The organism is Nocardioides koreensis (genome assembly GCF_039531775.1).
GTDB lineage: Bacteria > Actinomycetota > Actinomycetes > Propionibacteriales > Nocardioidaceae > Nocardioides > Nocardioides koreensis.
Map to the genome: position 1 here is coordinate 144,469 of NZ_BAAAQR010000004.1, position 20,458 is coordinate 164,926.

Annotated in this window: 12 protein-coding genes; 9 read left to right on the forward strand and 3 right to left on the reverse strand. The window is 71.8% G+C overall.

Annotation, left to right across the window (positions count from 1 at the left end; all coding sequences use genetic code 11):
* Positions 1-13: 13 nt before the first annotated feature.
* Positions 14-940, forward strand: a complete 927-nt coding sequence (locus tag ABD268_RS08755; protein WP_344150153.1) for an LLM class F420-dependent oxidoreductase — start codon at positions 14-16, stop codon at positions 938-940.
* Positions 941-1,020: 80 nt separating this feature from the next.
* Here the strand turns inward: ABD268_RS08755 and ABD268_RS08760 are convergent, their stop codons facing one another.
* On the reverse strand, positions 1,021-1,569 hold the full coding sequence (locus ABD268_RS08760) for a flavodoxin domain-containing protein (protein WP_344150155.1): 549 nt from the start codon (positions 1,567-1,569) through the stop codon (positions 1,021-1,023).
* A gap of 94 nt (positions 1,570-1,663) precedes the next feature.
* Here ABD268_RS08760 and dapA point away from each other — a divergent pair, with 94 nt between their 5' ends.
* Both dapA and ABD268_RS08770 read left to right on the forward strand, forming a co-directional pair.
* Entirely contained in the window at positions 1,664-2,566 is a 903-nt protein-coding gene (gene dapA, locus ABD268_RS08765; protein ID WP_344150157.1) for a 4-hydroxy-tetrahydrodipicolinate synthase, read from the forward strand.
* Entirely contained in the window at positions 2,567-4,252 is a 1,686-nt protein-coding gene (locus ABD268_RS08770; RefSeq protein WP_344150159.1) for a ribonuclease J, read from the forward strand.
* Positions 4,253-4,498: 246 nt separating this feature from the next.
* Here the strand turns inward: ABD268_RS08770 and ABD268_RS08775 are convergent, their stop codons facing one another.
* The gene (locus ABD268_RS08775) at positions 4,499-5,143 is read right to left on the reverse strand and encodes a lysoplasmalogenase (RefSeq protein ID WP_344150161.1); all 645 of its coding nucleotides are present in this window, start codon (positions 5,141-5,143) and stop codon (positions 4,499-4,501) included.
* Positions 5,144-5,216: 73 nt separating this feature from the next.
* Complete coding sequence (locus ABD268_RS08780; RefSeq protein WP_344150163.1) at positions 5,217-8,135, reverse strand: M4 family metallopeptidase; 2,919 nt, start codon at positions 8,133-8,135, stop codon at positions 5,217-5,219.
* Positions 8,136-8,365: 230 nt separating this feature from the next.
* On the opposite strand from ABD268_RS08780, the gene ABD268_RS08785 reads away from it, so the two are divergent.
* From ABD268_RS08785 to ABD268_RS08810, 6 genes are all read left to right on the forward strand, one after another.
* On the forward strand, positions 8,366-11,014 hold the full coding sequence (locus ABD268_RS08785; RefSeq protein WP_344150165.1) for an FtsK/SpoIIIE family DNA translocase: 2,649 nt from the start codon (positions 8,366-8,368) through the stop codon (positions 11,012-11,014).
* Entirely contained in the window at positions 11,014-12,882 is a 1,869-nt protein-coding gene (locus ABD268_RS08790; protein WP_344150167.1) for a helix-turn-helix domain-containing protein, read from the forward strand. Before ABD268_RS08785 ends, ABD268_RS08790 begins: the two co-directional genes overlap by 1 nt.
* Before the next feature lie 140 nt (positions 12,883-13,022).
* Positions 13,023-14,456: a 30S ribosomal protein S12 methylthiotransferase RimO gene (gene rimO, locus ABD268_RS08795; RefSeq protein ID WP_344150676.1), complete on the forward strand. Its 1,434-nt coding sequence runs from the start codon at positions 13,023-13,025 to the stop codon at positions 14,454-14,456.
* Positions 14,453-15,070 carry a CDP-diacylglycerol--glycerol-3-phosphate 3-phosphatidyltransferase gene (gene pgsA / locus ABD268_RS08800; RefSeq protein ID WP_344150169.1) on the forward strand — a complete coding sequence of 206 codons (618 nt, stop codon included), beginning with the start codon at positions 14,453-14,455 and terminating at the stop codon, positions 15,068-15,070. The genes rimO and pgsA overlap by 4 nt, the downstream gene beginning before the upstream one ends.
* A 110-nt stretch (positions 15,071-15,180) precedes the next feature.
* On the forward strand, positions 15,181-17,493 hold the full coding sequence (locus ABD268_RS08805) for a bifunctional metallophosphatase/5'-nucleotidase (protein ID WP_344150171.1): 2,313 nt from the start codon (positions 15,181-15,183) through the stop codon (positions 17,491-17,493).
* 57 nt (positions 17,494-17,550) lie between these two features.
* A complete protein-coding gene (locus tag ABD268_RS08810) occupies positions 17,551-20,406 on the forward strand; it encodes an ExeM/NucH family extracellular endonuclease (RefSeq protein WP_344150173.1) in 2,856 nt (951 codons plus the stop codon).
* The last annotated feature ends 52 nt before the right edge of the window (positions 20,407-20,458 follow it).

Sequence of the window (20,458 nt, forward strand, 5' to 3'; positions counted from 1 at the left end):
CAGGGTGGGCGCCATGGAGCTGCGCATCTTCACCGAGCCCCAGCAGGGCGCGACGTACGACGACCTGCTCGCGGTCGCCAGGACCGCCGAGGAGCTCGGCTTCGAGGCGTTCTTCCGCTCCGACCACTACCTCGGCATGGGCACCGAGGGGCTCCCCGGCCCCAGCGACGCCTGGGTGACGCTGGCCGGCCTGGCCCGCGACACCAGCACCATCCGGCTCGGCACGATGATGACCAGCGCGACCTTCCGGCACCCCGGTCCGCTCGCGATCGCGGTGGCGAACGTCGACCAGATGAGCGGCGGCCGGGTCGAGCTCGGCATCGGCGCGGGCTGGTTCGAGCAGGAGCACTCGGCGTACGGCATCCCGTTCCCGGTCACCGGTGAGCGGTTCGACCGGTTCGAGGAGCAGCTCGCCGTGATCACCGGGCTGTGGGCGACGCCCGAGGGGGAGCGGTTCTCCCACGACGGCAAGCACTACCGGCTGGTCGACTCCCCGGCGCTGCCCAAGCCGGTGCAGCGGCCCCGCCCGCCCGTGCTCGTCGGCGGGCTCGGCAAGAGGCGGACGCCCGCCCTGGCCGCGCGTTTCGCCGACGAGTTCAACCTGCCGTTCGTCGACGAGGTGACGACGCGCACCCAGTTCGGCCGGGTACGCCGTGCCTGCGAGGAGATCCACCGCGACCCGGACGGGCTCACCTGGTCCAACGCGCTGGTCGTGTGCGTCGGCCGCGACGAGGCCGAGGTGGAGCGCCGCGCGGCCGCGATCGGGCGTGACAGGGACGAGCTGCGCGAGAACGGCCTGGCCGGCACGCCCGCCGAGGTCGTCGACAAGATCGGCCGGTACGCCGCGCTCGGCACCCAGCGCGTCTACCTCCAGGTGCTGGACCTCTCAGACCTCGACCACGTGCGGCTGGTCGCCGAGGAGGTCATGCCACACGTCTGAGCCCGGCGCCCGGGGTTCCGCCACGTCCGCGGCCGCCCGGGTCTCGCGTCGCAGGAAGGCGCCGAGGTCGCCGATGGCGCTCATGACACACCTCCCTGCGCCACGTCACCCGGGAGGTCGGCGGCGATCTCCCGGGCCCAGGCATCCACGGCCCTCCAGTCGCGGAAGTCCCCGGCGGGCAGCAGCCGTCGGCCCGTGGGCAGCCGGCGCACCATCTTGTCGAGGAAGTGCAGCCGGTCCGGGTCCAGCGCCCCGAAGAACACCCGCATGCCGCGGGGGGCCAGCGCCTCCTCGAGCTCCATGAACTGGCTGGGACGGGTCATCTCCAGCAGGTCGCGCCCCTCGTCGTCGGTGGGGGAGGTGCCGAGCGGGCCGCTGCTGAACAGCCACACCGGCCGGTCGGCGAGCAGGTCGATGTGTCGCATCACGAACTCGACCGGCCCCTTGAGCCAGGACCCCTGGTACGCCGCGCTGCCGATCACGAACGCGTCGTACGGCTTGGCGTCCACCAGGGCCGAGCCTTCCTGGACGTCGACCTGGTGGCCGCAGGAGCGCAGGATCTCGGCGAGGCGCTCGGCGATGCCGCGGGTCGCGCCGTACCGGCTCCCGTAGACGACCAGCACTGTCATGGTGGCCCCCTCCTTCGCCTCCACCGTGCGTCGCGTGGACGGAGGACGGCAGGGCAGAAAGACCCGGCGTCCCGTGGGCGATAGCCTGTAGGACATGACGAACTCGCCCGAGGCACCGTTCGGTCGCGTGCTGACCGCGATGGCAACCGCGTTCCACGACGACGGATCGGTCGACCTCGAGGGCACCGCCCGGGTCGCCGCCCACCTCGTCGAGCACGGGCACGACGGCGTCGTGGTGTCCGGCACCACCGGCGAGTCGCCGACCACCAGCGTCGCCGAGGACGGTCAGATCCTCTCCGCGGTCAGGGACGCCGTCGGCGACCGCGCCACGGTCGTCGCGGGCGTCGGCACCAACTCGACCGCCCACTCCGTCGAGCTGGCCGAGCAGGCCCAGAAGCTCGGCGCCGACGGGCTGCTGCTCGTCACCCCCTACTACAACAAGCCCGGCCAGGTCGGCGTGCTCCACCACTTCCGCCAGGTCGCGGAGGCCACCGACGTCCCGGTGATGCTGTACGACGTCCCCGGTCGCACCGGCACGCAGATCTCGCTCGACGTCTACGAGCAGGCGATCGCCTGGGAGTCCGTGGTCGCCGTGAAGGACGCGGTCGGCGACTTCGCGCGGGGCGTCAAGATCATGCAGATGGGCTACGCCCTCTACTCCGGCGACGACGTCAACACCCTCGGCTGGCTGGCGCACGGCGCCGCCGGCGTGGTGTCCGTGGTCGGCCACGCGGCCGGCGACGAGACCCGGGCCATGATCGACGCCTTCCTCGCCGGCGACCACGCCGGCGCCCTCGAGATCTTCACGCGGCTGCTCCCCGCGATCGACGCCGTCATGGGCGTCCCCAACTACGGAGCGACCACCGCCAAGGCAGCACTCCAGCTCCTCGGCGTCCTCGACAACCGCAACGTCCGCGGGCCGCTCGTGGCCCTGGACGACGACGAACTGGCTGCGCTGCGAGCAGGACTCGCCGCGTCGGGCCTGCTAAGGAACTAGATGTCGCACCCCCATCCCGAGCTCTCCACACCGGCCGCACTGCCGAAGGGGGGTTTGCGGATCACCCCGCTCGGCGGGCTCGGCGAGGTCGGCCGGAACATGACCGTCTTCGAGTACGACGACCGGCTGCTGATCGTCGACTGCGGCGTGCTGTTCCCGGAGGACAGCCACCCCGGCGTGGACCTGATCCTGCCCGACTTCGACGCCATCCGGGACCGCCTGGACCAGGTCGAGGCGCTGGTCCTCACCCACGGGCACGAGGACCACATCGGCGCCACGCCGTACCTCCTGCGCGAGCGCGGCGACATCCCGCTCGTCGGGTCGGAGCTGACGCTGGCGCTGCTCGGCAGCAAGCTGCGCGAGCACCGGCTCAAGGAGACCGTCCACCACGTCGTCAAGGAGGGGGACCGGATCTCCTTCGGCCCCTTCGACCTGGAGTTCGTGGCGGTCAACCACTCGATCCCCGACGCGCTGGCGGTGGCGATCCGCACCGGGGCCGGCATGGTCCTGCACACCGGCGACTTCAAGATGGACCAGCTGCCGCTCGACGGGCGGATCACCGACCTGCGTGCCTTCGCCCGGTTGGGGGAGGAGGGGGTCGACCTCTTCCTCACCGACTCCACCAACGCCGAGACCCCCGGCTTCACGCCGGCCGAGAAGTCCATCACCCCGGTCATCGACCGGGTCTTCCACGAGTCGCAGCAGCGGATCATCGTCGCCTGCTTCGCCTCCCACGTGCATCGGGTGCAGCAGATCCTCGACGCGGCGTACGCCCACGAGCGGCAGGTCGCCTACGTCGGCCGGTCGATGGTGCGGAACATGGCGATCGCGCGGGACCTGGGCTACCTCAAGGTGCCGCCGGGCGTGCTGGTCGACACCAAGGACCTCGCCGACCTGCCGCCCGAGCGCCAGGTGCTCATCTCCACCGGCTCCCAGGGCGAGCCGATGAGCGCGCTGTCGCGGATCGCCCAGCGCAACCACAACTTCGTGCACATCGAGGAGGGCGACACCGTCCTGCTCGCCTCGAGCCTGATCCCCGGCAACGAGAACGCCGTCTACCGTGTCATCAACGGCCTGGCGCGCTGGGGTGCCAAGGTCGTGCACAAGGGCAACGCCCTGGTCCACGTCAGCGGCCACGCGAGCGCCGGCGAGCTGCTCTACTGCTACAACATCGTCAAGCCGAAGAACGTGCTGCCGGTGCACGGCGAGATCCGGCACATGCGGGCCAACGCCGACCTGGCCCGGGCCACGGGCGTGCCGAACGTCGTGGTCGCGGAGGACGGCGTCGTCGTCGACCTGGTCGACGGGGTCGCCTCGGTGGCCGGCAAGGTCGACTGCGGCTACGTGTTCGTCGACGGCTCCTCGGTCGGTGACATCACCGAGTCCGACCTCAAGGACCGCCGGATCCTCGGCGAGGAGGGCTTCATCTCGGTGATCGTGGTCGTCGACTCGGTCACCGGCAAGGTCTCCAGCGGGCCCGAGATCCACGCCCGCGGTTTCGCCGAGGACGACTCGACGTTCGACGAGATCAAGCAGCCGATCTGCGACGCGCTCGACCGCACCGTCGCCGAGGGCAACACCGACGCCTACCAGCTGCAGCAGACGGTGCGCCGGGTCGTCGGTCGTTGGGTGAGCAACACGCACCGTCGGCGGCCGATGATCATTCCGGTGGTCATCGAGGCGTAGTTCCGCGCGGGGGCGCGGCTCCGGCTGCCCTTCCTCGGTCGGCTGCGGCATCTGCTGCGGTCCCTGCGCCCCGGCTCCCCGCCGGTCGCTTGCTTCGCCGCGGCGCCGGCCGACGCTCGCCGCGCTTGCGCTCTCCTCCCGGCGCCGCGGCTCGCTTTTACGCTCCCCGGCGGGGGCCGCGGCTTCGGGCCCGCGGTGGGGCCGTCCCGTCCTCGGGCATCGCCTGCTGGTGTTCTGGGTGGTCGGTCAGGTGGTGGCGGTCAGGACGCCGGCGACGATGAGGGCCTGGCCGACGTGGTAGGTGACCATCACGACGAGGTGGGCTCGCGGGATCGGGCTCACGAAGCGGTTGATGCTGAGGGTGGCGTCGCTGGCGACGAAGACGGTGGCGCCGAGGGCGATCAGCCACTCGCCGGTGAACCAGGCGCAGACGAGCATGGCGGCGATGGCGGCGGTGTAGACGGCGACCGGGACGGAGAGGGCGGGGCCGTCGAGGCGGTGGGTGGCCGGGAGCACGTCCCGGGTGGCGACGAGGCTCGCCAGCAGGGCCACGAGCACGGCCCAGGACCAGCCGGGGCGGGGGAGCCCGAGCGTCGCGAAGCAGACGAGGTAGGCGAGGTGGCCCACCAGGAAGGCTGCCACGCCGGCGCGGAAGCGGCCCAGCGAGTCGCCGAGCAGCGCGACGTCGCCGAGGAGGCCGAAGACGAGGGCGACGAGCAGCCACCGGCCCGGCGTGCTGTCCGTCGCGCCGAGGGCGAGTGCGGTGAGGAGCAGGGCCACCAGGGTCGCGGGCTTCGCCCAGGTCTCGGTACGACGATCGCCGCGCGCGACCGCCCACCAGTCCGTCGCGGCCAGGACGGCGGGCAGGACCCACACCAGCTCGATGCGCACGCCCGCAGCATGACAGAGCGAGGGGCCCCGCCGGACCGGTGTCCGGCGGGGCCCCTCGTGGTGCGGTCGTGCGTCAGCGGCTCACGGTGGAGCGGCGGTCACCCGCCTCGGCGCGGTGGCCACCGTGCTTCTTCTTGCACACGACGAGCTTGACGTTGTCGACGTACCAACCGTCGATCCCGCCGCAGCCGTCGCGGCCCATGTCGAACCGGATCTTGATCCGGTCGCCCTTGCCGGCGCCGGCCTTCTTCAGGTCGACGATGGACTTGCCCCAGGAGCCGAACACCTCGCCACCGTCGGTGCCGGTGAAGCCCGGCTCACCGGCCAGCGGGTTGGTGTTGCCCTCCTCGGCCGTGGCCAGGGTGTCGGGCGCGTTGAAGACGTAGGCCTCGGCGGGGATGACCTGCCACTTGCCGCCGTTGACCTTGATCTTCACGTTGCCGCCGTCGTAGCCGGACTCCGTCGCCACGTAGTGCTGGAAGGAGAGCCGGCGGTAGTTGCCACCCGGCAGCGTGACCCGCGGGCTCGCGATGGAGTCGCGGCTCGAGATGTCGTTGGCGTCGGCGGCGCAGCTGGCACCCTGCGGGTCGGGGTCGGGGCCGAAGGCGACCTTGGAGTCGTGCTTGCCCGGGACCTCGCTCGTGGCCCGCCACGGGAAGCCGTGGGCTCCGTCGTAGACGACCTCCTCGCTCCTGGTCCACGCGCCGAGCCCGTGCTCGAAGTCGTCTTTCCAGAAGGTCCGCGACTTGAAGCCCTTGCCGCACGACGCCGGGGCGCCCTTCTGCAGCAGCGGCTGGAAGTTGCACTGGGCCGGGTTCTGACGCAGCTCGACGGCCGCGATCATCGCGTCGACCGACTGGCAGTCGGCCGGGGTGATCAGCTGTGTCGCCGGGACGGAGGTGTCCTTCTCGGTGGACAGCTCGTTGATGGGCTTGCCGGTCAGTTGCGTGCACGCGTTCTGCAGGCCGTCGGCCAGGTCGGCGAAGTCCGACGTCGGCGTCAGGCTGTGCGTCTGGGTGTACCAGTACAGGTTCGCGGCCTTGTCCAGCCCGATCCCGGTCACGGCCACGTTGTTGTAGGTGCCGCCGTCGACCAGCAGCGAGTAGCTGTGGTTGACCACACCGGAGTTGCCGTGCACGCCGCCGTTGTCGTCGGTCGAGCAGTGGTACTCGGCGTCGGAGACCTTGCCCGGGTCGCCGTAGCAGGTCGGGTTCCACATGTCGCGGATCGCGCCGCCGAACGCCGGCGACTTCTCGCCCACGAGCCACCGGTAGGAGTCGTACCGCTCGCCGCCTGCGTCCTTCATGGTGACGTTGACCGTCTCGCCCTTGGCCAGGGCGGTCTTGATGGCCTCACGATCGGTAAGGCCGATCGAGACGGTGGTCGGCAGCGTCGGGTCGTCACCGGACATCGAGATGACCGAGTCGTCGCGGTTGCCGATGATCAGGGCGGCCGCACCGGCGTCCTTGGCGTTCTGCGCCTTCTCGGTGAACGCGCACAGCCCGCGGTCGACCAGTGCGATCTTGCCGGCGACCTCGGCCGCGTTGTCGAACGGCGAGCAGCCGTCCGTCGTCGTACCGCCGGTCTCGGCGGCGTCCGTGGCCAGCACGACGTCGCCGGTGATGCCGGCGGCGTCGAGCTGCTTGCCGAACGACGCCCCGCCGGTCGCGCAGTCCCTGGCGATGTCCCCGGGGGAGTTGATCGTCAGCAGCGGCTTGGCGGGGGAGTGCGTGGAGCACAGCCCGACGGGCCGCGGCGCGTCGATGTTGCCCTCCTCCTCGTCCTCGCGGTTGTTGATGAGGTCGAGCGTCTCGCCCCAGATGTCGGAGTAGCCCTCGTTCATGGCGCCCGGCTGCCACTGGTAGATCAGCCCCGAGGTGTACTCGGTGTAGGCGTGGCCCCACTCGTGCGCGACCACGTCATCGGAGGTGACCCCGTCGCAGTAGTTGGTCGTCACGCCGTTCCAGTTGGCGTTGGGGCAGGAGATGCGCGGGTCGTTGTTGACCGTGATGCGCTTGGCGCCCTCGCCGTCGTAGGAGTCGCGGCCGAAGGCGTTCTGGAAGAACCAGTAGGACTCGCCCGAGGAGTTGACCAGGTTCTGCTGGTCCTCGTTCAGGTCGCTGGGGAAGGGGTCGCCCTCCTCCCACACCTTGTCGAACCGGACGAAGTCATCGGACGGGTCGGTGGGGGTGCCGTTGTCGTCGACCACGGCCTCGTCCAGCTCGCGGTCTAGCGCGTTGTCGACCATCGAGTAGCGGTTGACGACCTTGCCGGTGTTCGCGTCGACGAAGACCATGTCGCGGATGTTGTGCCCGTTGGTGACCTCGACGACGTAGGCGAGGACCGCCTCGCCGGGGTCACCCTTGATGGCGCCCATCCGGTAGATCGTCAGGTGGTTGCTGCCGGCCTCGATGCCACGGGTGTCGGTCGAGGCGCCACCCGGCGGGACGGCACGCACGGTCGACACCGCGCGGGAGGCGGCCTCCGAGGCCGACAGCCGCGGAGTGACGCCGAGGTCGAGGGCCGGGGCGGCGTAGCCGTTGACCGAGGTGAGGTCACCGGCCTTGTCGACGTTGGCCTTGAGCATCGACCCGAACACCGGGACGCCCCGGTAGGTCTGGGTGTAGCTGATGGTCCAGCCGAAGCGGTCGGAGTGCAGCGCCGACTGCTCGAGCTGCGCGTCGGTCGTGCCGAACGCGGGCGCGTACTTGTCGAGGTACGCGGTGGCCTTGTGGGCCGCCGAGGCCGCGTCGTCAGCCGCCACGGAGGGGAGCAGGTCGCCGTGGCGCGCCGCTCGTACGAACCCGACCCTGCCGGTCGCGCGCTCCTTCGAGAGCGCGACCGAGCCGTCGGCCTGCTGCCTCATCTGCTGGACGAGGGAGCCGGCGGCGGCCTGCGGGGCTGACCCCGCGGCCGCGGCCTGCAGACCTGGGACGGCGGCCAGGCCGGCGCCCAGGAGCGCAAGGCTGATGCCCTGCCTGAAGAACTTCACGGTGTTTCCCCTCCGAGATCGTGGGTGGACACGGGCGCGCTGTGAGATGCGCCACCGCCCGTGCACCTTATGTACGCCGTCAGGCAGCGGTCCAGAGTCCGCGCAAGAAACCTCCTTTGGGGTGGTTGATGCCGGAAGACTTTCGTCGGACCGGGCGCGGCACGCAGGTCCAGGGCGACACGCATCCTGTGGTCCCTGTGACAGGTGTGACCATCGATTACGTTGATGGCATGGCGACCCGTACGTCTTCCCCGCCGGGGTCGCGGAGCAAGAGCACGTCCACGACCGGTACGAAGAGCACCGGTCGCAGCAGCTCGAGCGCCCGATCCCGGAGTACCGGCAAGTCCGGCAGCAGCGCGGCCCGCAAGCGGACCTCGTCCTCCGGTCGCGCCCCGAGCAGCAAGACCAGCAAGAGCAGCAGGACCAGCAAGGCGAGCAGCAGCCGCCGCCCCGCGCCCCGCGCCGTACGCAGCGGGCCGGGCCCGGTCGCCCGTGCCTTCATGGCCCTCGGCCGCGGCGTGGCCGCGGTCTGGCTCGCGATCGCGGGCGCCGTCGGCGCCACCGCGCGCAGCATCGGCCACACCGCCCGCGACCTCGAGCCCGAGCACCGGCGCGACGGGATCGGGCTCTTCCTCTTCGGCCTCGCCGTCATCGCCGCCGCCGCCGTGTGGTGGCAGCTGCCGGGCTCGGTCATGGACGCCGCGCGGACCGTCGTGGAGGGCTCGGTCGGCAAGGTCGGCTTCCTCGTGCCCCTGGCGCTGGTCTGGATCGGTTGGCGCAACATGCGCGACCCCGAGCACAACGGCCCGGCCGGTCGCCAGGTCGTCGGCTGGGCGGCCCTCTCGTTCGGCGTCCTCGGCATCGTCCAGATCGCCAACGACAACCCGCAGCCCGTCCTCGGCGACGCGAGCGACCTGCGTGACGCCGGAGGTGCCGTCGGGTACGTCGTCGCCAGCCTTCTGCTGGACCTGCTCCGCACGCCGTACGTCGTGGTGCCGCTGCTGACCCTGCTGGCCTTCTTCGGGATCCTGGTCATCACCGCGACCCCGCTCTACCAGGTGCCCGCGCGCCTCGCGGAGACCCGCGACCACATGCTCGGCCGCCACCACGAGGACGAGGCCGGCGACCAGACCCGGCCGATGCGGACCCGCCGCGGCCGTGACGACGACGAGATCGACCCCGAGATGGGCGACCCGGCGTACGACACCCCGGTCCTCGAGGACCGCGAGGTGAAGAAGCGTCGGCGCAAGAAGGAGCCGGACGCCGTCGACGTCGCCCTGGCCGAGACCGACCCGGTCGGCCTCCCGGCCGTCACGCCGCCGGCCGAGGAGCCGGCCGCGAAGACCGAGCTCGAGCCGCCCCCGCACACCCCGCTGCCGCCGCGCGTCGAGCAGCTCCTGCTCTCCGGGGACATCGCCTACACGCTTCCCGGCAACGAGGTCCTCAAGCCCGGCTCACCGCACAAGGCCCGGTCCAAGGCCAGCGACGCCGTGGTCGACCGGCTCACCCAGGTGATGGAGGAGTTCGGCATCGACGCGCAGGTCACCGGCTACACCCGTGGCCCGACCGTCACCCGCTACGAGGTCGAGCTCGGCCCCGCGGTCAAGGTCGAGAAGGTCACCGCGCTGTCCAAGAACATCGCGTACGCCGTCGCCTCGGCCGACGTGCGCATCCTCAGCCCGATCCCCGGCAAGTCCGCGATCGGCATCGAGATCCCCAACGTGGACAAGGAGATCGTCTCGCTCGGCGACGTGCTCCGGTCCAACACCGCACGCTCGGACCACCACCCGATGGTGGCCGGCCTCGGCAAGGACGTCGAGGGCGGCTTCGTCGTCGCCAACCTCGCCAAGATGCCGCACCTGCTCGTCGCCGGTGCCACCGGCTCCGGCAAGTCGAGCTTCATCAACTCGATGATCACCTCGATCCTGATGCGGTCCACGCCCGACGAGGTGCGGATGATCATGGTCGACCCCAAGCGGGTGGAGCTGAACGCCTACGAGGGCGTCCCGCACCTGATCACGCCGATCATCACCAACCCCAAGAAGGCCGCCGAGGCGCTGGCCTGGGTCGTGCGCGAGATGGACCTGCGCTACGACGACCTCGCCAACTTCGGCTTCCGCCACATCGACGACTTCAACAAGGCCGTCCGGGCGGGCAAGGTCGAGGTGCCGCCGGGCAGCGAGCGCGAGCTGGCGCCGTACCCCTACCTGCTGGTGATCGTCGACGAGCTGGCCGACCTGATGATGGTCGCCCCGCGCGACGTCGAGGACGCGGTCGTCCGCATCACCCAGCTCGCGCGTGCCGCCGGCATCCACCTCGTGCTCGCGACCCAGCGTCCCAGCGTCGACGTCGTCACCGGCCTGATCAAGGCCAATGTGCCGTCCCGGCTGGCGTTCGCGACGTCGTCGCTGGCCGACAGCCGGGTCATCCTCGACCAGCCCGGCGCCGAGAAGCTGGTCGGCCAGGGTGACGGGCTGTTCCTGCCGATGGGTGCCTCCAAGCCGGTGCGTGTCCAGGGATCCTGGGTCACCGAGGCCGAGATCGCCCAGGTCGTCAAGCACTGCAAGACCCAGCTCGAGCCGTCGTACCGCGAGGACGTCACCGCTCCCGCCGCCAGCAAGCGGGAGCTCGACGACGACATCGGCGACGACATGGACCTGGTCATCCAGGCGGTGGAGCTCGTCGTGTCGACCCAGTTCGGGTCGACCTCGATGCTCCAGCGCAAGCTCCGCGTCGGCTTCGCGAAGGCCGGACGCCTGATGGACATCCTCGAGAGCCGGGGGGTGGTGGGACCCAGCGAGGGTTCCAAGGCCCGTGACGTTCTCGTGAAGCCCGACGAGATCGACGGCGTCATCGCCACACTCCAAGGAGAGATGTGATGGAGGCACGAGCCCTGCACCAGCTCGGCGACCAGGGGTCGTTCGAGGAGACCTACGAGGACAGGGGGCCCGAGCCGCTCGGTCTCGCCCCGGAACCCGTCGAGATCCGCCGCAACGGCGGCCTGGCCGCGCTGCTCGGGGTCGTCGCCTCCGCGGTGGGGATCGCCTACCTCGCCCGGGCCACGGGTTCCGGCTCGTGGCTGGACTGGCTGTTGTTCGCGGTCATGGGCGGCATCGGCGTGACGTACCTGCTCGCGTTCGTGGACGCGCGTACGCCGTTGCTGGTCGCCGACACCCAGGGCGTGCGGATCCGGCTGGGCCGAACCTGGCGCGGCATGCCGTGGGGCGCCCTGTCCCGGGTCGAGCACCTGCCCCGTCGCGGACCGCTCCGCGACGGACGGCTGGTGCTCGTGGCACGCAACCCAGAGCGGGTGCTGGACGAGCTCGACCGCAGCGGCCGTCGCCAGTCCCGGATCGCCGAGCGTCTCTACGGAGCGCCCTTCGCGGTGCCGCTGGCCCTCTCGACCCGGGTGACTGGTGCGGGGGAGGACCTCACCTCCTCGCTGATGCGGCTCGCGGGTGACCCCTCGGCGGTCGTCGAGATCATCCCCCGCGAGCAGCCCGGCCCGGTCGAGGACGAGGACGCGCTCGACCAGCCGGTGCCCGAGCCCCGGCCCGAGCTCGCCAACGAGGGCGAGGCCGACGACGGGGTCGAGCACCAGGAGACGCCCGCGGCCCGACGCCTCCCCGACCTGCGTCCCGCGCTGGCCCACGGCATCGGTGTCGTCGCCGCGCTGCTGCACCGTCGCGACGCAGAGCCCGCGGGCGAGACCGAGCAGCTCGACGACCAGGCGACCGTCGCGGTGCCGGACGCGCCCGTGACGCCCGAGGTGCCGGCGATGGTCGCCAGCGCGACCCCGAGCCCGCTGCGCGACCCGGTCGTCGCGGTGCGTGCGGAGTTCCGCAGCGACCTGACCCTCGCGCCCACCGACGAGGCCCGCGACGTCCCCGAGTCCCGCGAGCTGCGCCGCCCCGGCCGGGTCAACCTCGTCGAGGACACCGTCGTCTGGGGCGACCGGGTGCGACCGATCTCCCGCGAGGGCGCGGCCGTGGAGCCGCTCGTGATCGACGACTTCGCGGTCGAGCCCGCCGAGGACCCCGTCGTCGGGCCGGAGCTGGCCGCGGCCCGCACCCGGCTCGGCCTGACCGTCGACCAGCTCGCCGAGCGCACCCGCATCCGGCCCCACGTCATCGAGTCGATCGAGGTGGACGACTTCGCGCCCTGCGGCGGCGACTTCTACGCGCGTGGCCACCTGCGCACGCTGGCGCGGGTGCTGGGCGTCGACGCGTCCCCGCTGCTCACGTCGTACGACGAGCGGTACGCCGACGCCCCGATCAACCCGCGCCGGGTCTTCGAGGCCGAGCTGGCCACCGGGGCCGGCGGCTCCATCCGCGGCACCCGGGGCGGCGCGAACTGGTCGGTGCTGATCGCGGCCGTGATGACGCTGGTGCTCGCGTGGTCGGTGGCCCGGCTGGTCATGGACAGCCCGGTCGAGCTCACCCCGCCGCCGCCGCGGCTGAACGGCTCGGCCGGCCCGAACAACAACAACCTCCAGCTGGCCGACCCGGTGCCGGTGGTGCTGACCGCGACCAAGGGCGGCGCGCACGTGGTCGTCCGCAACGGGGCCGGCGACGTCGTCTTCACCGGCGACCTGTCCTTCGGCGACAGCCGGACGCTGAAGTCGGTCGCCCCGCCGGTGCGGGTGCAGTCCTCCGACGGCTCCCTCCAGGTCACGGTTGCCGGGCGCGACCGCGGCAACCTGGGCGCCGACGGCCAGCCGGCCCAGAACACCTTCCCGGTCGACTGATCGCGGACGCGGGTGGGTGACTCCGGTCACCGGCCCGCGTCGCGATGCGGTTCAGGTCCTCCGGAGCGGGCATACTCGACCTGATCATGACCACGACTTCCACTGCCGCTCCCCAGCACGCCGACGACCCCCGCGCCCCCATGTCGGTGGCCATGGTGACCCTCGGCTGTGCCCGCAACGAGGTCGACTCCGAGGAGCTGGCCGGCCGCCTCGAGGCCGACGGGTTCCGGCTGGTGGCCGACCCCGCCGACGCCGACACGGTGGTGGTCAACACCTGTGGCTTCGTGGAGGCCGCCAAGAAGGACTCGGTCGACACGCTGCTCGAGGCCGCCGACCTCAAGGAGTCGGGTACCACCCAGGCCGTCGTCGCGGTCGGCTGCCTGGCCGAGAGGTACGGCAAGGACCTCGCCGAGTCGCTGCCGGAGGCCGACGCGGTGCTCGGCTTCGACGACTACCCGGACATCGCGGCCCGGCTGCGCGCGATCGTGGCGGGGGAGACCCACGACGCCCACACGCCCCAGGACCGGCGCAAGCTGCTGCCGATCTCGCCGGTGGAGCGGGCGGCCGTCGAGCTCAGCGTCCCGGGCCACGGCCTGGACGAGCTCGGCGCCGGCGCCCCGGCCACCGGGCCCCGCGCAGTGCGCCGCCGCCTCGACGGCGGGCCGATGGCCCCGCTGAAGCTGGCCAGCGGCTGCGACCGGCGCTGCTCGTTCTGCGCGATCCCGAGCTTCCGTGGCTCCTTCGTCAGCCGCCGCCCCTCCGACGTGCTGGCCGAGGCCCGCTGGCTGGGGGAGCAGGGCGTCAAGGAGCTGTTCCTCGTCAGTGAGAACTCCACCTCCTACGGCAAGGATCTCGGCGACCTGCGGCTGCTCGAGACGCTGCTGCCGGAGCTCGCCGCCGTCGACGGTGTGGAGCGGGTGCGGGTGTCCTACCTGCAGCCCGCGGAGACCCGGCCCGGCCTGATCGAGGCCATCGCGAGCACGCCCGGTGTGGTGCCCTACTTCGACCTCTCCTTCCAGCACGCGAGCGCGGCCGTGCTCCGCCGGATGCGCCGGTTCGGCGACCCGGAGAGCTTCCTGGGGCTGCTGGAGCGGATCCGCTCCCTCGCGCCCGAGGCCGGGGTCCGCTCCAACGTGATCGTCGGCTTCCCCGGCGAGACCGAGGACGACCTCGAGACGCTGTGCGACTTCCTGGTCGCCGCGCGGATGGACGTCACCGGAGTCTTCGGCTACTCCGACGAGGACGGCACGGAGGCCGCGTCGTACGACGCGAAGCTCGACGAGGACGAGGTGCGCGCCCGCGCCGAGCACGTCACCGCGCTGGTCGAAGAGCTCAACGCCCAGCGGGCCGAGGAGCGGATCGGCGAGCAGGTCACCGTGCTCGTCGAGTCCGTGGACCCCGACGGCGAGCACGCCGCCGAGGGGCGCGCCGCTCATCAGGGTCCCGAGGTCGACGGCACGACCGCGCTCGAGACCGTCCCCGCCGGCACCCGCGTCGGCGACCTGCTGCCCGCTGTCGTCATCGCCTCGCAGGGCGTCGACCTGGTGGCCCGACCGATCGGAGCCGAGCGATGACACCGACACAAGACGGGGCCGAGCGCCAGGTCAGCAACTGGAACCTGCCCAACGTCCTGACCTCGCTGCGGATCGTCATGGTCCCGTTCTTCGGCTGGGCGCTGCTGGTCGACGGCGGCGACTCGGTGCTGTGGCGCACCGTCGCGTGCGCGCTGTTCGTGGTCGCGATGATCACCGACAAGATCGACGGTGACATCGCCCGCGCCCGCAACCTGGTCACCAACTTCGGCAAGATCGCCGACCCGATCGCCGACAAGGCGATCACCGGCATGGCCTTCGTCGGGCTGTCGGTCGTGGGCGACATCTGGTGGTGGGTCACCATCGTGGTGCTGGTCCGCGAGTGGAGCGTGACCGTGCTCCGGCTGTCGCTGCTCCGGGACATCGTGATCCCGGCCGCCCAGAGCGGCAAGGTCAAGACCACGCTGCAGGCGCTCGCGCTGGGCCTGCTCTGCCTGCCGCTGCGCCAGGTCGACGGTGCCCTCGACACGGTGGGCCTCGTGGTGTTCTACCTCGCCCAGGTGCTGCTCGCCGGCGCCGTCGCGATGACCATGTGGTCGGGTTACGAGTTCTTCCGCGACGTGCGCCGCCAGCGTCGGGAGCCCGCGCCCGCCTGAGCAGAAGTCTTTACGGCGAATTCGCGGGGAAGAGCGGCTTTCTCCGGCCCTCGCGGGGTTAGGGTGTCGCGCGTCACTCTTCTCACTCGGATCGCCGAAGGGTCTTCCACGTGCCTGCAAGTTCTCGGGCTCGGCGGGGCGCACGTGCCCTGGCCGCGGCAGCCGGCCTCGCGATGGCCGCTGCGCCGCTCGCGGTCGTCGCAGTGCCGGCGCACGCGGCCGACCCGGTCGAGGTCAACCTGCTCGGCATCAACGACTTCCACGGCCGGATCCGCTCCAACGGGGTGGAGGCAGGTGCTGCCGTGCTCGCCGGTGCGGTCGACCAGATCCGGACCCAGCACCCGCACACCGTCTTCGCCGCCGCCGGTGACCTGATCGGCGCCTCGACCTTCGAGTCGTTCATCGACCACGACAAGCCGACCATCGACGCGCTCAACGAGGCCGGGCTCGAGGTGTCGGCCGTCGGCAACCACGAGCTGGACCAGGGCTACGACGACCTGGTCCACCGGGTGATGGCCGCGGAGAGCGCCGACAACCCCGACGGCGGGGCGGCGTGGCAGTACCTCGGCGCCAACCTGCGCAGGAAGGCCGACCACGGCGCGGCGCTGCCGGAGTCGTGGACCCGGGACTTCGACGGCGTGACCGTCGGCTTCGTCGGCGCCGTGACCGAGCACCTGCCCGAGCTGGTCTCGCCGGCGGGCATCGCCGACCTCGAGGTCGAGGACGTCGTGACCGCGGCCAACCGCACCGCTGACCGGCTCAAGGCACAGGGCGCGGACCTGGTCGTGCTGCTCGTGCACGAGGGCGCCCCCGGCACCGACTGCGCGACGATGGACGACGACCCGGGCTCCGACTTCGGGTCCGTCATCACGGGCGTCGACGCCAACGTGGACGCGATCCTCTCCGGCCACACCCACCTGGCGTACGACTGCCGGTTCCCCGTGGCCGCCTGGGCCGGCCGGCCGGTGACCGAGCGTCCGGTCGTCTCGGCGGGCCAGTACGGCTACAACCTCAACCAGCTGACCTTCTCGGTCGACCCGACGACCGGGCGGCCGCTGTCGCTGCAGACCAGCCTGCTGCCGCTCACGACCCGGAACGCCGACGGCAGCTGGACGGCCGGCTACCCGGCCGATCCCGCCACGTCGGCCATCGTCGACGACGCCGTGGCCGCGGCCGAGGTCGAGGGAGCCACACCGCTCGGGGACCTCGCCGGCCCGTTCCAGCGCGCGAGGAAGTCCGACGGCTCCGAGAACCGCGGGGGTGAGTCGACGCTGGGCAACCTGGTGGCCGAGGTCCAGCGCTGGGCGACCCGCGGGGCGAGCACCGGCGCCGCGCAGATCGCCTTCATGAACCCCGGAGGCCTTCGTGCGGACCTGCTGGGCAGCACGCCGGGGAGCTACCCGAGCACGCTGACCTACCAGCAGGCCGCGACGGTGCAGCCCTTCGCGAACACCCTGGTCAACATGGACCTGACGGGTGCGCAGCTCCGTGCCGTGCTGGAGCAGCAGTGGCAGCCCGCGGGCGCCTCCCGGCCGTTCCTCAGGCTCGGCACCTCCCGGGGGTTCCGCTACGTCTACGACCCGAGCGCGGCCGCGGGCCGGCACGTCACCGGCATGTGGCTGCACGGCATCCCCGTCGACGCCGCGCAGACGTACTCGGTGACGGTGAACTCGTTCCTGGCCTCGGGCGGGGACAACTTCACCGGGTTCGCCGACGGCACCGGCCGGCAGGACACCGGCCGGACCGACCTGCAGGCCCTGGTCGACCACCTGGCCCGGTTCCGCGACGGTGCCGCGCTGCCCGTCGACGACGGCCAGCGCGCGGTCGGCGTGCACTTCCCCGACGGCGCCCCGGCCTGGTACCACCCGGGAAGCAGGGTCTCCTTCGACCTGTCCTCGCTCGCCTTCACCGGGCCGGGGGACCGGCACGACGACCACGTGGACGTCAGCGTCGGCGACAAGGTCCTCGGGACCTTCCCTGTCGACAGCATCGTCGGCGACGACGTGTACGACGAGCACGGCACGGCCGAGGTCAGCGTGGTGCTGCCGACCGGATCGGCCCATCGCCGGGTGCTCACCGTCACCGGGGACACGACCGGCACCACGGTCAAGGTCCCGGTCCGGGTCGCCAAGTGGCCGGCCCTGCTGAAGGCCGAGGCCACGCCGCGGCGCGCGGTGGCCGGCGAGACCCAGCCCGTCGTGCGTGCCACGGTCACGGCCGGGCTCGCCCCCGCCTCGGGCAAGGTGCTGGTGCGCACCGGAGGACGGCGGTACACCGCCCGCCTCGTGAACGGCACCGCGGTCGTCACGCTCGAGCCCTACGGACGGGTCGGCCGCAAGAAGGTGCGGGTGGCCTACCTCGGCACCCCCGCCAACCGGATGACCAACGACGCAACCACGATCCGCGTGGTCAAGGTGTCGTAGCTCCACCCGAGGCTGCACCGGCAGCCCTCGGTTCCCACCCCTCTCGGAAGGCTCACCATGCCCTCATCCCGGCCCTCGTCCCGTGCGGGACTCGCGGCTGCCCTCGGTCTCGGCGTCGCCGCGACCGGCCTGGCCGTGGCGCTGCCCGCACAGGCCAACACCGCCGGTGGCGGACTCGTCATCAGCGAGGCCTACGGCGGCGGCGGCAACAGCGGCTCGACGTACAAGAACGACTTCGTCGAGCTCTACAACCCCACCTCGTCCGCGATCAGCGTCGAGGGCTGGTCCGTGCAGTACCGCAGCGCCGGCGGCGCCGCGGCCGGCGCGGTCACCACGCTCTCCGGCAGCGTGCCCGCCGGTGGCCACTACCTCGTCCAGGAGGCGGCAGGCAGCGGCGGTACGACCGACCTCCCGACGCCCGACGCGACGGGCACGATCGCCATGGGTGGCACCGGCTTCCAGGTCTGGCTGGCCGACACCACCACCGCGCTCACGCCTCCCGCCGGCAACGTGCCCGCGGGGACGACCGGCATCGTCGACTTCCTCGGCGCCGGCGGCTCCGCCGCGTCCTTCGAGACGGCGGCGTCCCCGGCGCCGTCCAACACCAACGCGGTTGCCCGCAGCGCCGCAGGGGCCGACACCGACAGCAACGCCGCCGACTTCACGGCCGGAGCACCGACCCCGGAGGCCTCGACCACGGCGCCCCCGCCGCCCCCGCCGCCGGTGACGACGGTCGACAAGACCATCGCGGAGGTGCAGGGCACCGGCTCTGCCAGCCCGTTCGCCGGGGACGACAACACCTACGTCCGCACCCGCGGCGTCGTCACCGCGGCGTACCCCACCGGTGGTTTCTACGGCTTCGTGATCCAGACGCCCGGCACCGGGAGCGGCGACGACGCGACCCCGGGCGCCTCGGACGCCGTGTACGTCTACCAGAAGAGCGGGGGTGTGGCCGGCCACGTCGGCGACTACGTCGAGGTCACCGGTCTCGTGACCGAGTTCGGCGGCCTGACCGAGCTGACCTACGACCCCTCCGACAGCCACAGCGCCGTCACCGTGCTCACCGGCGACCACGCGCCGGTGGCCCCGTTGGCGACCGCGCTCCCGGCCTCGGCGACGGACCGTGAGGCCCACGAGAGCGAGCTGCTCGACGTGAGCGGCCAGCACTTCACGGTCACCAACAACTACACCACCAACCAGTACGCCGAGATCGGGCTCGCCGCCGGCGACACCCCGCTGGTCGCTCCGACCGAGACCACCGACGCGCAGGACACCGCGGGCATCGCGGCGGCCACCGAGGCCAACGCCGCCCGCGCGATCACCCTCGACGACGGTGCCAGCATCAACTTCCTGCCGTACGGCGGCGGTGCCAGCCAGGACATCCCGCTGCCCTGGCTGAGCCCCACGAACCCGGTGCGGGTCTCCTCGGCGGCGACCTTCCACGAGCCGGTGATCCTCGACTACCGGAACAACACCTGGAAGTTCCAGCCGACCCACCAGGTGACCGACGAGGGCACGGACGTCGTGACCTTCAGCGACACCCGGACCGAGAACGCCGCGCCCCGGGACGTCGGCGGTGACCTGCGCCTGGCCACGTTCAACGTGCTGAACTACTTCAACACCACGGGTGTGGACTACGTCGCGGCCGGTGGGTCGTGCACCTTCTACGACGACCGGGACGACAACCACGTGACCGACCGCGACTGTGGCGACACGGGCCCGCGCGGTGCCGCCGAGGACGACGACCTCGTCCGGCAGCGCGACAAGATCGTCACCGCGATCAACACCATGGACGCCGACATCGTCTCCCTCGAGGAGATCGAGAACTCGGTGGCGCTCGGTGAGGCCGACCGCGACGACGCCCTGGCCTCGCTCGTCGACGCCCTGAACGCCGCCGCCGGCAGCACCCGCTGGGCCTTCGCCCCCTCGCCCGACGCGGCCGACCTCCCGCCGCTGGAGGAGCAGGACGTCATCCGCACGGCGTTCATCTACGACCCCGGCACCGTCGACCTCGTCGGGGCCTCCGACGTGCTGACCGGGTCGACCGCGTTCCACAACGCGCGGCAGCCGCTCGCCCAGACGTTCAAGCCCCACGGCGCCGCCGACGACACGACCTTCGGCGTGATCGTCAACCACTTCAAGTCCAAGGGCTCCGGCACCGACGACGGCACCGGCCAGGGCAACGCCAACCCGGACCGCGTGGCACAGGCCGAGGCGCTGGCGACGTTCGCGGACGACTTCAAGGCCGAGCGCGGCATCAGCAAGCTGTTCCTGACCGGTGACTTCAACGCCTACACGATGGAGGACCCGATCCAGAAGCTCGAGGAGAAGGGCTACACCAACCTCGAGTCCGACACCCCGGACGAGTGGAGCTACAACTTCAGCGGGATGGCCGGCTCGCTGGACCACGTCTTCGCCAACGCCGAGGCGCTGGGCGACGTGACCGGTGTGGACATCTGGAACATCAACGCCGACGAGGCGGTGGCGTTCGAGTACAGCCGCCACAACTACAACGCGACCGACTTCTACGCGACCGACCAGTTCCGGGCCTCCGACCACGACCCGGAGGTCATCGGCATCGACGTGCCCGGCTTCCCGACCGAGTCGTCGGACCAGTCCGACTCCTCGCTGCGGGTCAAGGCGACGCCCCGCACGGTCACGGCCGGCAAGACCCGGGTCAAGCTGCACATCCGGGTGCGCTCGGAGGACGGCACGCCGACCGGCACCGTGCAGGTCGTCTCCGAGGGCAGGACCTACGAGGCCACGCTGAGGAACGGGCGGGCGCAGGTCCGTCTGGACCGGTTCACCTCACCGGGCAGCAAGTCGGTCGAGGTGAGCTACCTCGGCGACGACACCACCTCGTCGTCCGCCACGACCGTGGAGATCCGGGTGCGCAAGAAGCCCGGGCGCTAGGCAGCAACACCCTGACGCAGGGGGTCGGCCCGAGGGTCGGCCCCCTGCGGCA

What these genes read in the sequence shown, in the direction of transcription:
- ABD268_RS08790 (WP_344150167.1), top strand. Translation starts at nt 11,014, where the DNA reads ATGGAGGCACGAGCCCTGCACCAGCTCGGCGACCAGGGGTCGTTCGAG.
- ABD268_RS08810 (WP_344150173.1), top strand. Translation starts at nt 17,551, where the DNA reads ATGCCCTCATCCCGGCCCTCGTCCCGTGCGGGACTCGCGGCTGCCCTC.
- ABD268_RS08785 (WP_344150165.1), top strand. Translation starts at nt 8,366, where the DNA reads ATGGCGACCCGTACGTCTTCCCCGCCGGGGTCGCGGAGCAAGAGCACG.
- ABD268_RS08755 (WP_344150153.1), top strand. Translation starts at nt 14, where the DNA reads ATGGAGCTGCGCATCTTCACCGAGCCCCAGCAGGGCGCGACGTACGAC.
- pgsA (WP_344150169.1), top strand. Translation starts at nt 14,453, where the DNA reads ATGACACCGACACAAGACGGGGCCGAGCGCCAGGTCAGCAACTGGAAC.
- ABD268_RS08760 (WP_344150155.1), bottom strand. Translation starts at nt 1,569, where the DNA reads ATGACAGTGCTGGTCGTCTACGGGAGCCGGTACGGCGCGACCCGCGGC.
- dapA (WP_344150157.1), top strand. Translation starts at nt 1,664, where the DNA reads ATGACGAACTCGCCCGAGGCACCGTTCGGTCGCGTGCTGACCGCGATG.
- rimO (WP_344150676.1), top strand. Translation starts at nt 13,023, where the DNA reads ATGTCGGTGGCCATGGTGACCCTCGGCTGTGCCCGCAACGAGGTCGAC.
- ABD268_RS08770 (WP_344150159.1), top strand. Translation starts at nt 2,567, where the DNA reads ATGTCGCACCCCCATCCCGAGCTCTCCACACCGGCCGCACTGCCGAAG.